General features: G+C 67.9%; 14 protein-coding genes. 2 read left to right on the top strand and 12 right to left on the bottom strand.

The window, feature by feature from the left end:
- Nucleotides 1-4: 4 nt before the first annotated feature.
- From culp6 to glf, 10 genes are all read right to left on the bottom strand, one after another.
- Nucleotides 5-1,018 (bottom strand): carboxylesterase Culp6, encoded by a 1,014-nt coding sequence (gene culp6 / locus ACWDUN_RS25980; RefSeq protein ID WP_449933211.1) that lies wholly within the window; start codon nt 1,016-1,018, stop codon nt 5-7.
- Between the two features lie 34 nt (nt 1,019-1,052).
- On the bottom strand, nt 1,053-1,556 hold the full coding sequence (locus ACWDUN_RS25975; protein ID WP_449933209.1) for a DUF732 domain-containing protein: 504 nt from the start codon (nt 1,554-1,556) through the stop codon (nt 1,053-1,055).
- A 48-nt stretch (nt 1,557-1,604) separates the two neighbouring features.
- A complete protein-coding gene (locus tag ACWDUN_RS25970) occupies nt 1,605-2,492 on the bottom strand; it encodes an alpha/beta hydrolase-fold protein (RefSeq protein WP_449933207.1) in 888 nt (295 codons plus the stop codon).
- A gap of 96 nt (nt 2,493-2,588) precedes the next feature.
- Nucleotides 2,589-3,590, bottom strand: a complete 1,002-nt coding sequence (locus tag ACWDUN_RS25965) for an esterase family protein (protein ID WP_449933205.1) — start codon at nt 3,588-3,590, stop codon at nt 2,589-2,591.
- Nucleotides 3,591-3,668: 78 nt separating this feature from the next.
- A complete protein-coding gene (locus ACWDUN_RS25960) occupies nt 3,669-4,625 on the bottom strand; it encodes an esterase family protein (protein WP_449933204.1) in 957 nt (318 codons plus the stop codon).
- Nucleotides 4,626-4,785: 160 nt separating this feature from the next.
- Entirely contained in the window at nt 4,786-6,708 is a 1,923-nt protein-coding gene (zomB, locus tag ACWDUN_RS25955) for a flagellar motor control protein ZomB (RefSeq protein ID WP_449933202.1), read from the bottom strand.
- A 28-nt stretch (nt 6,709-6,736) separates the two neighbouring features.
- A complete protein-coding gene (locus ACWDUN_RS25950) occupies nt 6,737-7,657 on the bottom strand; it encodes a decaprenyl-phosphate phosphoribosyltransferase (RefSeq protein WP_449933200.1) in 921 nt (306 codons plus the stop codon).
- Nucleotides 7,654-8,187, bottom strand: coding sequence for a phosphatase PAP2 family protein (locus ACWDUN_RS25945; RefSeq protein ID WP_449933198.1), 534 nt, complete (start codon nt 8,185-8,187; stop codon nt 7,654-7,656). Before ACWDUN_RS25945 ends, ACWDUN_RS25950 begins: the two co-directional genes overlap by 4 nt.
- A 1-nt stretch (nt 8,188) precedes the next feature.
- Complete coding sequence (locus ACWDUN_RS25940; protein WP_449933196.1) at nt 8,189-10,141, bottom strand: glycosyltransferase; 1,953 nt, start codon at nt 10,139-10,141, stop codon at nt 8,189-8,191.
- The gene (gene glf, locus ACWDUN_RS25935) at nt 10,138-11,361 is read right to left on the bottom strand and encodes a UDP-galactopyranose mutase (RefSeq protein ID WP_449933194.1); all 1,224 of its coding nucleotides are present in this window, start codon (nt 11,359-11,361) and stop codon (nt 10,138-10,140) included. Before glf ends, ACWDUN_RS25940 begins: the two co-directional genes overlap by 4 nt.
- Nucleotides 11,362-11,609: 248 nt before the next feature.
- Here glf and ACWDUN_RS25930 point away from each other — a divergent pair, with 248 nt between their 5' ends.
- Nucleotides 11,610-12,584 carry a hypothetical protein gene (locus ACWDUN_RS25930; RefSeq protein ID WP_449933192.1) on the top strand — a complete coding sequence of 325 codons (975 nt, stop codon included), beginning with the start codon at nt 11,610-11,612 and terminating at the stop codon, nt 12,582-12,584.
- Nucleotides 12,585-12,706: 122 nt separating this feature from the next.
- A complete protein-coding gene (locus ACWDUN_RS25925; RefSeq protein WP_449933191.1) occupies nt 12,707-14,296 on the top strand; it encodes an N-acetylmuramoyl-L-alanine amidase in 1,590 nt (529 codons plus the stop codon).
- Here ACWDUN_RS25925 and ACWDUN_RS25920 read toward each other — a convergent pair.
- Together ACWDUN_RS25920 and ACWDUN_RS25915 are read right to left on the bottom strand one after the other, a co-directional pair.
- Nucleotides 14,291-15,103: an HAD family hydrolase gene (locus ACWDUN_RS25920; RefSeq protein ID WP_449933189.1), complete on the bottom strand. Its 813-nt coding sequence runs from the start codon at nt 15,101-15,103 to the stop codon at nt 14,291-14,293. The genes ACWDUN_RS25925 and ACWDUN_RS25920 overlap by 6 nt on opposite strands.
- Nucleotides 15,103-15,840, bottom strand: a complete 738-nt coding sequence (locus tag ACWDUN_RS25915) for a lysophospholipid acyltransferase family protein (protein ID WP_449933187.1) — start codon at nt 15,838-15,840, stop codon at nt 15,103-15,105. Before ACWDUN_RS25915 ends, ACWDUN_RS25920 begins: the two co-directional genes overlap by 1 nt.
- Nucleotides 15,841-15,843: the final 3 nt, after the last annotated feature.

The following is a 15,843-nucleotide window of genomic DNA, read 5'->3' as shown; positions in this document are numbered from 1 at the left end:
GTCCTCACCCATGCTTGGGCTGCGGGGCGTTCTGCAACAGTTCGCGAGCCCAGTTCAGCGTCCACTGCGTCGAGGTCTGGCCGTTCATCTGCCAGAACTGCGGGGTGTTGTACAGCGCGTGCACCGGACCGCGGGTACTGCCCAGCAGCGACTCGATGGTCGAGGGCAGATTCCCGATGGAGAACGCCGACTCCGGCGCGGCACAGATCAGGTCGCCGGCGGCGCAGATCTGGAAGGTGCGGTTGTCCAGGGCACCGAAGCCGCCGTCGCGCGGACCGGTCATGGCCAGGCCCATCGCCGACAGCATCGGCACCTCGTGCAGCGTGATCTCGGCACCCTGCCCGGGCGGGTTGGCCGGCAGGCTCTGCCCGACACCGTCCTGGCGGCGCCCGTCGGCGATCAGCGCGACGCCCAGCACTAGATCCTGGTCGACGGGGCCGCGGCCGTTGCCGATATCGCTGGCGATGTCACCGGCGATCACCGCGCCCTGCGAGAACCCGACCAACACGTAACTGGTCAGCGGGCAACGGTTGTTCATATCGGTCAGCGCCCGCACGGTCGCCTCCTTGCCCTCGGCGCGGCTGTCGTTGTACGACATCTGGCCGTCGGCGGAGAACGGATTGTGGAACTGCGCGGTGTAGGGGACGGTGTAGATCTCGACGCGGTCGGTGCCGAACTCGGCACGCAACGGGTTGGTCACGTTGAGCAGCAGCGCAATCGGGAACTGCGCCGGGTTGAAGGGGTCGAGCTGCCGGGAGGACTCCCAGGTTCCCGGCACCGAGACCAGCTGCACATCAGGGCAGCTGGCGTCCTGGAACTCCGGGCGCGGCTTGCTGGTCGGCGGCACCGCAGTCGGCACATCGGTCGGCTGTCCGGGCGGCGTCGCGATCGGCGGGGTGTCGGGCTGGCGCAGCCACACGACGACACCGGCGACCAGCACCGCCACCAGGATGGCGACCGCCACGGCGGCGACCAGTGCCAGGATGCGGTGCCGTTTGCGTCGGCTGTTGTTGGCCATGCGTCAGTTACTCCAGGGTGATTCGTGCGCTGCGTCAGCAGAGCCGTTCGGTTGCGATGCGAATGTAGTCAGCGGTGGCCGTGTCGACGTCACCGACCTCCGGGGCCACCGAGCTGACGTGGGCGTCGCTGAGATCGTTGCGCACCAGCGGCACCACGAAATCCCACACCGCCTGTTCGGACTGTTTGGCCGCGCGCGCCTGACAGATATAGGCGCCGATGCTCAAGGCCATCAGATCCTCGGACGGGCGTACACCGGCGGCGACGAGGGCGTCCAGATAGGACTGCTGGCGCGGTGTGACAGTCAGATGCGCGTCGTGTCCACCGGCTCGGCTGGCGCCCATCATGCCCTCGGCGCGTACCACCGAGGTCTCCGCGGGCGGCATCCCGATCGAGTGCAGAGTGCTGTCCCCGATGGAACAGCCGCAGGACATCGCCGCGACCGCGGCCAGCACCGCCGGCGTCAGGGTGACCAACGACGGCGACACGGTCGGCCACTTTGCCAGACCCGCGTTGAACCGTCGGTTGCGCTGCACCATTCCACGGTACCGGCTGTGCAGCGGGCGCCCGGGAACGTGATCAAACCGTCAGCGGATGGCCGCCACCAGGTCACCCGACATCGCACCGAGCTGCGGCGCCCAACTGCCCCAGTCGTGCTGACCGCCGGTCGGGAAGTCGAAGTGCCCGTTGCGGCCGCCCAGCGAACGGTAGTGCGAGTAGAACGTGCGGTTGCTGCCCTGGGCCTGGGCGCAGTCGTTGATCATCGCGGCGGGATCGCTGCACGTGAGGGTCTGCGGACTGAAGACCCACAACCGGGTGTTGTTGTCGACCAACAACTGGGCGTGCACGTCGGGGTCGTGCCACTTCCACCGGCCGAACTGCACCGGGCCCCACATGTTGTGGGTGTCGACACCGCCGAACTGCGCCATCCCGGCGGTGATGGCGCCGTTCTCGAAGGTGCGCGACGGGGTCAGGAAACCCGACAGGGAGCCGGCATAGCGGAACCGGTCGGGGTGGAAGGTGGCCAGCATCATCGCGCCGGTGCCGCCCTGGGCGGCGCCGACGACACCGTGTCCGCTCGGCGCCAGCCCCTTGTTTGCCGCCAACCAGTTCGGCAGTTCGGTGGCCAGGAACGTCTCCCACTGCTTGGAGCCGTCCTGCTCCCAGTTGGTGTACAGGCTCCACGCGCCACCTGCCGGTGCCGCCACCGAGATCCCCTTACCGGCCAAGGTGTTCATCGCGTTGCCGGCCGTCACCCAGTTGCTGACATCGGGGGCGGCGTTGAACGCGTCGAGCAGGAAAACCGCATGCGGTCCGCCGGCCTGGAAGGCAACCGGGATGTCGCGGCCCATCGCCGCCGACGGGACCATCAGGTACTCGACACCGTCGGCCTCGGCGGTGTTGTCCACCGCCGCCGACGCCGTCCACAGGCCCAGTGCCATCAGCACCGCGTACGCCATGGCCTGCAACCTCATGACCCACCTCGTTCCGCTCACGTGTTGTCCCCGCCACCCGCGTTGTAGTGAATCACATCACCACCGCGGCAGTCGGCACAACGACGGACGGCAGACCTACTGTCCGGCGGGGGTGGCGCCCAGGACCCGCTGGATGTCGGGCTTCATGGCCTGCAACTGCGCACCCCAGTAGCCCCAGCTGTGGGTGCCGTTCTCCGGGAAGTTGAAGACGCCGTTGGTGCCGCCGTTGGCGATATAGGTGTCGCGGAACGTCTTGTTGGTGCGCAGGGTGAAGCTCTCCAGGAACTTCGCGTTGAACAGGTTGCCGCTGCTGGCGCCGGCGTCGAGTTCGGACGGCTTGCCGTTACCGCAGAAGATCCAGATGCGGGTGTTGTTGGCGATCAGCTTGTCGATGTTGACGTACGGGTCGTTGCGCTTCCAGGCCGGATCGCTCGACGGACCCCACATGTCCTCGGATTTGAACCCGCCCGCATCACCCATGGACAGACCGACCAGCATCGGCCACCACCCCTCGGACAGGTTCAAAAAGCCCGACAGCGAAGCGGCGTAGGGAAACTGCTGTGGATGATAGATGGCCAGCGTCAGCGCCGCCGATCCCGCCATCGACAGTCCGACGGCGGCACTGCCGGTCGGCTTCACGGCCTTGTTGGCCTGCAGCCAGGCCGGTAGTTCCTGGGTGAGGAAGGTCTCCCACTTGTAGGTGTAGGTACCGCTCTTGCCCTTGGCCGGCTTGTACCAGTCGGAGTAGAAGCTCGACTGCCCGCCGACCGGCATGATCACCGACAGACCGGAACCGTCGTACCACTCGAAGGCGGCGGTGTTGATATCCCACCCGTTGAAGTCGTCCTGGGCGCGCAGACCGTCGAGCAGGTAGACCGCCGGCGAGTTCTCACCGCCGCTCTGGAACTGGATCCGGATGTCGCGACCCATCCCGGCCGACGGCACGTCGAGATATTCGACCGGCAGACCGGGGCGTGAGAAGGCTCCCGCGATCGGGGACTGGCCGATGGCGCCCACCAGGCCGGGCAGCACCGCGGCCGCCGCGGCCGCGACGGCCAGTCGACGGGTCGCACCGCGCATCTTCTCAGCGAAAGTCATGTGTTGTCAGATCCCATCTGTTGCGCCACCGGACTCGAAGGCCCGTGTAGTCAACCACAACTGACGCCGAAGCCCCGCTCAGCGCAGCAGCGTCGCGGTCAGATCCGGCTTCAGAGCCTGTAATTGGGCTCCCCAGTAGCCCCACGAATGGTTGCCCGCGGCCGGGAAGTCGAACGTCGCGTTGTTGCCACCGGCACCGACGTAGCTTTCCTGGAACTTCTTGTTGCTACCGATCGCCAAACCCTCGAGACTGTCGGCGTTGAACTGCTGGGCGGGGTCGGCATTCACGTCCAGCGGCGTGGAACCCCCTGGCGCACAGTAGATCCACAGCCGGGTGCCGGCGGCGGCGAGTCGGCCGACCTGCTCCACCGGATCATTGCGCTTCCACGCCGGATCCCACGGCGGACCCCACATGTTGTCCACGTTGTAGCCCCCGGCGTCGAGCATCGCGACCCGGATGGCCTGCTTCATAAAGGCGGTAGACGGGTTGAGGAAGCCGGAAAGCGAAGCGGCATAGCGGAATTGGTCGGGATGGTAGGCGGCCAGGATGAGTGCCGCACCGCCGGACATCGACAGGCCCACCACGCCGTTGCCGGTGGGTGATACCTGTTTGTTCGCTGCCAGCCACTGGGGCAGTTCGCTGGTGAGGAACGTCTCCCACTTGTAGGTGTAGGCCTGGTTGTTGAACGACGACGGCGAGTACCAGTCGGTGTAGAAACTCGATTGCCCACCCACCGGCATCACCACCGAAATCCCGGAATCGTGGAACCACTCGAAGGCCGCGGTGTTGATGTCCCAGCCGTTGTAGTCGTCCTGGGCCCGCAGCCCGTCGAGCAGGTACACGGCCTTCTGGTTCGGGTTGTCCCCACCGGTCTGGAATTGCACCCGGATGTTGCGGTTCATGGCGGTGGAGAAGACGTCGAGGTACTCCACGGGCAGTCCCGCACGGGAGAAGGCCGCGGCCGAGGGCGCCGGGCCGATGGCGACGGCCGTCAGCGCGAGCATCGCGGCGAGCGCGGCGCGAAGCAGGGTCATGGTCCTACGCATGCTGTGTTTGTCCGTCCATCTCACTGGTGACGCGGCTGACCGCCGAGTCACCAGGCGATAGCGCGTTGCGGGCGTTGCGGGCCACGCTCATCTATCGGCCCAACATAACCGCGTCGTTACTGCGCCCGCAAAACCTGTGTTAGCCCGATCACGGTCCGGTGGCCGGCAGACCCGTGTACTCGGGCGTCGTGGGCGGCGGAATCTCCAGCCCGCACCGGCGCAACTCGTACAGGGGCACCCGGTCAATGCGGTAGCTGCCGAATTCCATCGCGTTGACGAGGTTGGACAGGAATCGCCGCGGTCCCATCGGGGCGCGCACCGCGTTGAGCATCGCCTCGGTCTCGGGGCATGTCAGCGCGACCTCGGCCTGGGCGATCCAGTCCTCGTCGAGATAGGGCGGGATGTAGGGACGCTCCTTGAGGAACGGCCCCTCGGCCACCGCCCAGTCCGGAAAGAGGTTCTTGTCGTGCCCGATCCGGGCGTCCTCCAGGCGCTCGGTGTGCGCCGCCAGCGGGTTGGTCAGTCCGATCTGGTCGATCACCCGCACATCCAGGCCGACATTCATGCTCGACATGCCCATATTGGTGAAAAAGACTGTCTGCGGGCCTGTTTCGCCCGGTAAACGAGGCTGGTCCGGCGGTGGCGGGATGGCCGGCACCACATCCCAGACGTCATAGTTACCCGAGGGCAGCAGCAGCGCGCCGTCCGGGTGGTCGCGCAGCGCCACCAGCATGGCCCGCATGCGCGGGTAGTCCAGATAGTCCGCCGCGGTCAGCGGGTGCGCGTGTCCGGTCGCCTGGGCGTAGAACCGCCGCTCGTCGACGATCCCGGAGTAGGTGACACGGGTGGCATCGGCGCCCATACCGGGCGAATTCGCCGCCCACAGCGCCCATCCCGCGATCGCCACCCACAGCAGGGCGGCCGAGCCGGTGAGCAGATGGGCCGTGCGCGTGGCCATTCCGGCACGCTGAGGCACCGCGATCGGGATGACGGCAACGGGTGCCAGCATCAAGAACAGGGCCGTCAGCAGCACCCGGCCGTGCATGAAGTCGCCGCCCTGGCGGACCCAGTAGACGGCCTGGATGAGACCGCTGGCGACGATGAAGACGACTGCGGCGGCGGGGTTCTGGACCAACCGGGCGATCCGGCCGCCGGCCGGCTGCTCGGCCTGGTTGTCGGGTGCCGACGAGGACCGGCCGCGCATCAGCACGACCGCCAGCACGACCAGCAGCACCATCGGCACCCACAACAGATAGGGCGCGTCGAGGTTCTCCAGATACAGCAGACCCTGGGACCACTTGGCACCGGAGGCGTCCTTGGCGATCGCGGTCTGCGGCACCAGCAACCCGTAATAACCCATCCGGAAGATCTGGTAGGCCACCGGCAGCGCGCCGCCGACGGCGACGATCAACAGCCGGCACCGCCAGGTCGGTGCCGCCAGCACCATCAGCACCAGCGCGCCACCGCCCACGAGTGCCAGCTCCGGACGGACCAGAACACTGAGCCCGGCCACGAAGGCCAGCCCGGTGATCAGCACCGGACCGGCGGCGCGGCGGGCCTGCGACCAGCGCACCAGCAACCACCAGAGCAGACCGACATAGGCCAGCACCAAACCGTTTTCCAGGCCGGAGGTGGCGAAGTCGCGAGCCGGCGGGACGGCGATGTAGACCAGCACACCGGCCGGCAGCAGCAGTGCCCGCCGACCGGCCAGTGTCGGTGCATAGAGGCGGGCGGTGCCCAGCATCACCAGCACCACACCGGCCACGCTGAGTCCCAGCGCCAGCGCCAACGCGACGTACTCCAGGCGCACCGGACCGGCGATCCAGCTGCTCGCGGTGATCAGATAGGTCCACAGCGTGGAGGTGTTGGACTCCACCCGCTCACCGGCGTTGAAGACCGGGCCGTTGCCCGCCAACAGGTTCCGCACGGTGCGCAGCACGATGAGGCCGTCATCGGCCATCCACCGGCGCTGCCAGGCGCCCCAGCCGAAGAGTCCGGCGGCCACCACCACCGAGATCCACAGGCTGATCCGGGCCGACAGGCCGTATCGCACCGCGGGCCATCGGTTCACCCGTTCGGCGGTGGCGGCGCCGAGCCGGTCAACTGAAGTAGGCAGCCGCACCGACGGTACCGATCAGGGCCAGGGCGAGCACTTGCAGTACCCGGTCACCCAGCGCGATCTCCTCGGGCTCGCCGGCGTGCCCGCCGTCGATGTCGACCGCGTACCGCAGGATGGCGATGGTGAACGGGATGATGGAGACGGCCCACCACGACGCCGAGCCGCCGTCTCGTTCGAAGGCGAACAGCGCGTAGCACAGCACCACCGCGGTGGCGGCCAACGTCCAGACGAACCGCAGATAGCCGCTGGTGTAACTCTCCAGCGATTTGCGGATCTTGGCTCCGGTTCGTTCGGCGAGCTGCAGTTCGGCGTAGCGCTTACCGGCGGCCATGAACAACGACCCGAACGCCATCACCAGCAGGAACCATTGCGACAGTTGGATTCCCGCGGCGACACCACCGGCGATGGCCCGGATCAGGAAGCCCGAGGACACGATGCAGATGTCGATGACCGCCTGGTGCTTGAGACCGAAGCAGTAGGCGAGCTGGATGGCGATGTAGACGCCGATGACCACGGCCAGATTCGGCGACACCAGCCACGAGATGACCAGCGCGGCGACACCGAGCACCACGGCCAGCGTGTAGGCCAGCGCCTCGGGCACCACACCGGCGGCGATGGGCCGGAAGCGCTTGGTGGGGTGCGCGCGGTCGGCCTCCACATCGCGCGCGTCGTTGACCAGGTAGACCGACGAGGCGGCGAGGCTGAACACCACGAAGGCCAACAGCACGTTGACCAGCACTTCGCGGTAGTCGTCGACGACGAAGCGGTCATCACCGAGTGCGGCCACCGGCGCGGCGAAGACCAGGACGTTCTTCACCCACTGGCGCGGGCGCAGCGCCTTGATGATTCCCGAGGCCAGGTTCTTGGGCGGACCGGCGGTCGGGTGAGGTTCTTCGCTCACTGTGCTGATTCCTTTCGCGCCGCGCCCTCGGCGACGGCACCGACGGCCTTGGCGACTGCCGCCCCGACCGCCACACCGGTCAACACGTCGGTCGGATAGTGCACGCCGAGCACCAGGCGCGACAACGCCATCGGCGGAATCAGCACCCACGGCAACGGGAGTCCGGTGGCACGCCCGAGCAGGATCGCCGCGGCGGTGGTGGATGTCGCGTGCGCCGACGGGAAGCTCAGCTTGCTGGGGGTGCCGACGTTGACCGCGATCGCCGGGTGGTGCGGACGCTTGCGCTTGACCACCCGCTTGATCACGACGGCGGCCGCATGCGCGGCGAACGCGCCGGCACCGGCGGTCAGCCAGATCTGGCGGCGCCGCGGTTGCAGCGCGGCGCCGAGCACCGAGACACCGACCCACCCGGCACTGTGCTCACCGAAATGCGAGAGTGCGCGCGCACCCGCCAACACACCCGGGCGGCCGGCCAGCGTGGCCTGCACCGCGACCAGAGCCGCCTCCTCGGGCGCCAGATCCTCTGCCACGTCAGGCCTGTTCCAGCGCAGACTGTCCGGCGCCGGACGGCAGCAGAACCGACTCCCACCGCGTGGTGCTGGTCAGTTCGGGCAGCGCGGCGCGGTATACCTTGCGCATCCCGTTGAACTTACGGAACAACATGACCTGACGTTTCAGCGACTCGCGCAGCAGTTCGAACATTTTCTCGCGGTCACGCTGGCGGAACACCACCCCGCGGCCGTCGGCGGTGGTCACGGTGACACCGTCGACCTTGCACAGCGAGAACCAGCGGGCGTCCTGGGTGGCCACGTTGATCTGCGGACGCACGTGGTGCTCGGGATCGTGGGCCGAGAGCTGGTGGGCCACACCGCGAGTCAGCCGCACACCGATCGACACCGGATTGGTGGGGATCTTGACCTTGCGCCGCCAGCGCTTGTCCGAGGGGGCGGGCAGCACCGTCGCGCTCTCCAGCACCACGGCGTCGGGGAACTGGCTGCGCATCTTGCGCACATCCGGCAGCGCCGATTCCAGGATGGAGAAGATGTGATCGGGTCCGGCCAGGAAATCGTCCATCGCCTTGTTCTGGATGGCCACGGTCGAATACTCCAGGCACAGAAGATGCTTCATGGTCGCCTTGAAATGGCTGGCGATCAGTCCGCCGATCTTGCCGTCCCAGTGCAGGGCGGCGACGACCAACCGGTTGCGCAGGTGGAAATAGGCCTGCCAGTCGATGGCGTCGTCCTTGTCGCTCCAGGCCATGTGCCAGATCGCCGCGCCGGGCAGGGTGACCGTCGGGTAGCCGTGCTCGCCGGCGCGCAACCCGTACTCGGCGTCGTCCCACTTGATGAACAGCGGCAGCGGCTGACCGAGCTCCTGGGCGACCCGGCGCGGGATCATGCACATCCACCAGCCGTTGTAGTCGACGTCGATGCGACGGTGCAGCAGTCGGCTGCGCTCGTGCTCCTCGTCGTTGAGCGGGTACTTGGCGAAGTTGTGGTCGTACTCGGTGTTGACGGCGCCGGTCCACATGAAGTTCTCGGAATCGACCATCTCGCCCATCACGTGCAGGTGACTGGGCTCCTGCAGGTTGAGCATCTGCCCGCCGACCAGGGTCGGGACCTTGGCGAACCGGTTGAACGCCAGTGCCCGCAGGATCGAGTCCGGTTCGACGCGGATGTCGTCGTCCATGAACAGGATCTGTTCGCAGTCGGTGTTCTTCAACGCCTCGTACATGACCCGGCTGTAACCGCCGGACCCGCCGAGGTTGGGTTGGTAGTGCACCGAGAGCCGGTCGCCGAGTGCGGCCGCCGCGGCCTCGAAGCCGGGGTGGTCCTTGGCCTGGCTGGTGCCCTGGTCGGACACGATGACCTTACTGATCACCTTGTCCACCAACGGGTCCGAGGTCAGCGCGGACAGCGCGCTGACACAGTCGGCCGGACGGTTGAAGGTCGGGATGCCGATGGCCACATCGGCGCGGCCGGGCGCCTGCTGCGGGGCGTACCAGCCCGCGCTGTGCACGGTCACCTTGGTGTCGGTGGTGATGTCGAACCAGATCCAGCCGCCATCCTCGAACGGGGCCAGGTCCACCTCGAACTCGGTGACCGCCGGGGTGTCGTCGACGCTGGTGGCCTCGGTGCCGCCGACGGTGATCCGCGCACCGGTGGCCTTCGATCGGTAGACGTCGATGCGGGCATTGCCGGTCAGTTCCACCCGCAGCACCACCGACTCCAGCGTCGACCAGCGCCGCCAGTAGCTGGCCGGGAAGGCGTTGAAATAGGTGGCGAACGACACCTCGGACTCGGCACCGATCTCCAGCGTGGTGCGACTCGGCGCGTGCGCGCGCCGGGCGTTGGTCTCGGACTCCTCGATGTAGAGCTTGCGCACATCGAGCGGTTCGCCCGGTCGCGGCAGGATGATCCGCGACAGCAGGCTCACCGCCCGCGACTCGGTGGAGTCGAGTGCTCCGGATGGGATGTCGCTCATGATCTACCTTCGTCGTCGGCGTTCAGCTCCACCCCGTCGCGCAGGTGCGGCGCCAGAACGTTGTCGTACATGTTGAGGGCACTGGCGATGGCCATGTGCATGTCGAGGTACTGGTAGGTGCCCAGACGGCCACCGAAGAGCACCTTGGCCGACGCGGTCTCGGCCTTGGCGCGGTCGCGGTATCCCGCCAGCAGCGCCCGATCGGCATCGGTGTTGATCGGGTAGTACGGCTCGTCGTCGTCATCGGCGAAACGGGAGTACTCCCGCATGATCACCGTCTTGTCGGTCGGGTAGTCCCGCTCGGGGTGGAAGTGCCGGAACTCGTGGATGCGGGTGTAGGGCACATCGGCGTCGTTGTAGTTCATCACCGGCGTGCCCTGGAAGTCACCGGTCGGCAGCACCTCGGTCTCGAAGTCCAGCGTGCGCCAGCCGAGCCGGCCGTCGACATAGTCGAAGTAGCGGTCCAGTGGGCCGGTGTAGACCACGGGAGCCTGCGGACTCTGCGCGCGCACCTGCTCGCGCACGTCGAACCAGTCGGTGTCCAGCCTGACCTCGATGCGGTCGTCGGCCGCCATGTTCTTCAGCCATGCGGTGTAACCGTCTTTCGGCAGACCCTCGTAGGTGTCGTTGAAATAGCGGTTGTCGAAGGTGTAGCGCACCGGCAGGCGGTTGATGGTCGACGCCGGCAGTTCCTTCGGGTCGGTCTGCCACTGCTTGGCGGTATAGGCCTTGACGAAGGCCTCATACAGCGGGCGCCCGATCAGCGAGATGGCCTTCTCTTCGAGGTTCTGCGCATCGGCGGTCTCGATCTCGGCGGCCTGCTCCTTGATCAGCGCGCGCGCCTCGTCCGGGCTGAAGTACCGGCCGAAGAATTGGCTGACCAGGCCCAGTCCCATCGGGAACTGGTAGGCCTGACCCTTGTGCAGGGCGAACACCCGGTGCTGGTAACCGGTGAAGTCGGTGAACTGCCGCACGTAATCCCAGACCCTCTTGTTGGAGGTGTGGAACAGGTGCGCGCCGTAGCGGTGGACCTCGATACCGGTCGCGGGGTCCGGCTCGGAGTAGGCGTTACCTCCTATATGCGACCGTCGTTCGACGACGAGCACCCGCTTGTCGAGTTGGGTGGCCGCCCGCTCGGCGATCGTCAAGCCGAAGAATCCGGATCCGACGATGATGAGGTCAAAGCGGTCGGTGGGCTGGCCAGCAGATTGATCGGTCATCGGCAGCAAGGGTATCCGACCGGGCCCCGACGACCCGAAACGTGTGACGTGCCCGGTCGAACCGGCAGGTCGCAATTCGCTCACGATTCCGCATCGTCACTCTAGACACAGAAGTCACAGCAGTACCATCAAACACGTTGGCAGAGCGTCGGTTACCCGGGCACGAGAACCGCCGTCGCCGACGCACCGCACCACGTATCACCTGCAGAACACCCGAAACACGTAGTCCATGTATTGAGGAGACTTCCGTGCCGAACCGACGTCGACGCAAGCTCTCGACAGCCATGAGCGCAGTCGCCGCCCTGGCCGTCGCAAGTCCAGTCGCCATTGCCGCCGTATCCGAGATGTCCGAGGCCCAGGAACCGCAACAGCGCGAGTTCGTCCATGCCGCGATGATCACCGATCTGCCGATGGAACTGTTCTCGGCGCTGTCGCAGGGCCTGTCGCAGTTCGGCGTCAACATGCCGCCGATGCCCACCAGCCTGCTCACCCCCTCGCCGGCCGCGAGTCCCACGCTGGTCTCCCCGGGTCTGGCCTCCCCCGGCCTGACCTCGCCGGGGCTGACCTCGCCGGGCCTGACCGCACCCGGGCTGACCGCCCCCGGTCTGACGACACCGGGATTGACCACACCCGAGCTGACCACGCCCGGTCTGACCACACCCGGCCTTACCACACCGGAGCTGACGACCCCCGGGCTCACCGCACCTGGGTTGTCCACGCCCGAGCTGAGCACGCCGGGTCTGAGCATCCCGCCGGTCGGCGCGGCCGGTCCGTCACTGTCGCCGGGCGCCCTGTCGCCGGCCTCGCTGACCGATCCCGGTCTGACCAGCCCGGTGGGCCTGACCGATCCGGCCCTCGGCGGGATCGGGCTGCCCGGTGAGATCCCGATCGCACAGCCCATCGGGCTGGACCCGATGGCGGGCACCTACCCGATCCTGGGCGCCGACCCGTCACTGGCCGCGCCGGTCGCCTCCCCCGGCAGCGGCGGACTGCTCGGCACCATCAACAGTGCCGCCGAGCAGCTCGGCGCGGGCCAGGCCATCGACCTGCTCAAGGGCATGGTGATGCCGGCGATCATGTCCGCGGTCAAGAGCGCGGCCCCGGCCGCCGCTCCGGCCGCACCGGCCGCCGCGGCCGCCACCGGCGCCGCCGAGGCGGCGGTGGGTGCCGCCGAAGCCGCGACGGGGGCCGCCACCGCGGCGGCCACGGCAGCGGGCGCCTAGCCCACCCAGTCCTGTCACCTGACGGCACCGCAGAAGCCAGCGTCGGCTCTGCGGTGCCGTTGCGTGTGGCAACGGGCGTGTCGTAACACTGGTAACAGTAAGCACATACGTAACATCGGCTCGTGCCGCGTCGTCGATCAGCGCCCTCTCTACTGCTGTCCGCAGTGTTGGGTACGGTCGCGATCCTGCCCTGGGCGATCGGCGGCCTTCCCGAGGAGAATCCGTCCGCCGAGACGGCCATCAGCCAGCAACCGCTGAGCGATCTGGGCACCGGTGAGACGATCCGCGAGATCCATCAGGACACGCCGTTCTCCCTGGTGGCCCTGACCGCTGACGATCTCGACGGCACCACCGCCCGGGTCCGGGCCAAACGCGCCGACGGGAGCTGGGGCCCCTGGTACGTCGCCGAGGCGCTCGACGGCGTCGGCCCGGAGCGCCCGGACACCCACGGCACCGAACCCGTCTTCGTCGGCCGCACCAACACCGTGCAGATCGCCGTCTCGCGGGCCGCCCCCGCACCGGAGGCCACCGAACCGGGGCCCGGACTTGGCTACATCCCGGTCAATGTCGAGCAGCCGCTGCCGGCGAACGTCAACGCCGTGCTCATCAGCCCGCCGCAGGCACCGGTCGACATCCAGGTGCCCCCGCCCACCGCGGTCACCGTGCCCGGGCAGGCCCCGCAGATCATCACCCGCGCGCAGTGGGGCGCCAACGAGTCGCTGCGCTGCGGTGATCCCATCTATGACCGCAGTGTCCGCGCCGGCGTCGTGCACCACACCGCGGGCAGCAACGACTACACGCCGCAGGATTCGGCGGCCATCGTCCGCTCGATCTACGAGTACCACGCCCGCACCCTGGGCTGGTGCGATATGGCCTACAACGCGCTCGTCGACCGCTACGGCCAGGTGTTCGAGGGTCGCGCCGGCGGGATGAACCGCGCCGTGCAGGGCGCGCACACCGGCGGATTCAACTCCGACACCTGGGGTGTGGCGATGATCGGCGACTTCAATGCCGAGCCGCCGACCCCGATCCAGTTGCGCACCACCGGCCGACTGTTGGGCTGGCGGCTGGGCCTGGACCGGGTCGACCCGCGCGGCACCGTCACCCTGACCTCGGCCGGCGGCAGCTTCACGCTGTTCCCGCGCGGCGCGGCGCCGCGGCTGCCCAACATCTTCACCCACCGCGACGTCGGCAACACCGACTGCCCGGGGGACGCCGCCTACGCCCAGATGGATCTGCTGCGCGATATCGCCGCCCGGTTCAATCAGCCTCCCGGACAACAGGATCTGGTCGACTCGTTGCGCGGTGGCGCGATATTCGCAAAATGGCAGACCGAGGGCGGCGAGAAGGGCCCACTGGGCATGCCGACCTCACCGGAGTCACCGGGTCACGGCAGCGCCCGCTATGTCACCTTCGATCACGGCGCCATGTACTGGTCCCCGGAGTCGGGCGCACAACCGGTCACCGGCGCCATCTACGAGGCTTGGGGCACACTGGGTTTCGAGCGCGGTGCGCTGGGACTGCCGACCAGCGCCGAAATCGGCGAACCGCTGTGGATCAAACAGAACTTCCAGCACGGCACGCTGAACTTCGATCGTGAACACGGCACCGTCACCCGCGTGATCGACGGTGTGCCGCATGAGGTTCCGCCGGCCGAGCAGCATCCGGTCCAGCTCGAGCGGTTCACCCCGATCAGCGCCGGGAAGCTATAACCACCAGCGTTCCAGCACCCGTGCCAACCCGTCCTCGGTGTTGGGTGCGGTGACCTCGTCGGCGGCCGCCATCGCCTCGGGATGGGCGTTGCCCATCGCCACCCCGAGCCCGGCCCACTGCAGCATCGGGATGTCATTGGGCATATCGCCGAATGCGACGATATCGGCGGCGTCCACACCGAGCGGACCCGCGACCTCGGCGACACCGGTGGCCTTGCTCAGACCGCGCGGCAGCACCTCGATCAGACCGTTGTTGGTGGAATAGGTCAGGTCACCTTCGATGCCGACATGTGGGGCCAGTGCCGCGGCCATATCGCCGGACAACGCTCCCGGCTTGCGGATCAGCAGCTTGACCGCGGGCGCGCTCAGCAGATCCTCCAGGGACACCTCGGTGTTGTCCGGATTCAGCCAGGCGTGTTCGTAGCCGGGGGAACTGACGAACTGCGGCGTCGCCGCGTCGTGGGCGCTGCGGCCCACCCGCTCGACCGCCAGACCGGCCCCCGGAATGACACGGGCCGCCGTCTCGGCCAACTTGGTCAACTCCTCGACCGACAGCGTGCGGGCCGACACGATGCGGTCGGTCGCCGGGTCATAGATCACCGAACCGTTGGCACACACCGACATCGGTGCGAACCCGAGCTGTTCGACGACCGGGGGCACCCACCGCGGCGGGCGCCCGGTGGCCAGGATGAAGGTGGCGCCGGCATCGACGGCGGCGCGTACCGCAGCAGCGGTACGCGGGGTCACCCGCTCGTGTTGGTCGAGCAGGGTGCCGTCGACGTCGGTGGCGATCAGGGTGGGCAGCATCAGGAGCGCCCCGCCCGCCGCCGGGCCATCTCGGCCTCGTCGAGCATGTCGGCCTCCTCTGGCGTCGGCGCGCTTCCGCCGAGGCGCCGCGGCACCCAGTATGCCCCGGCGGGGTGCGGATAGTCGTCCTGGGTGCGGTGCAGCAGTGTGGTCATCGCCGTCCTCAGCTCGGTCATCGTCTGCTCGGTGTCCGGGCCGGCGGCCAGCGGCGAACCGATCGACACCGTGACGGGAATGTTGTTGCGGCGCAGGTTCCTCGGGTGATCCTTGGTCCACATCCGGTGCACGCCCCAGACGATCAGCGGGATGATCGGGACCTGCGCCTCCCATGCCATCCGGGCCGCGCCGGACTTGAAGGCTTTGAGCTCGAAGCTGCGACTGATCGTCGCCTCCGGATATACCCCCACCAGTTCGCCCGCACGCAGACTCTGCACCGCGACCGGATAGGACTCGGCACCGGATTGGCGGTTCACCGGAATGGTGCCGGCGTGCGTGATGAGGAAGTTGACGAACCGCACCTCCTTCATCTCCGCCTTGATCATGAAGCGCATGCGCCTGCCGCGTTCGGTCGCCGCCAGCGCCGCGGGCAGGAAGTCGACATAACCGGTGTGGTTGATGGCCACCACGGCACCGCCGGTGGACGGGATGTGCTCCAGACCGAGGAAGGTGAGCCTGGTCCCGGTGGCGCGCACCGCTGTCCTACCGGCGATCTCGAGGGATCGGAAGACCGGTTCCATGCC

This window comes from Mycobacterium sp. NPDC003323, assembly GCF_053589535.1.
The sequence above is the reverse complement of the archived record's forward strand: the minus strand, read 5'-3'. Positions and strand labels throughout refer to the sequence as shown.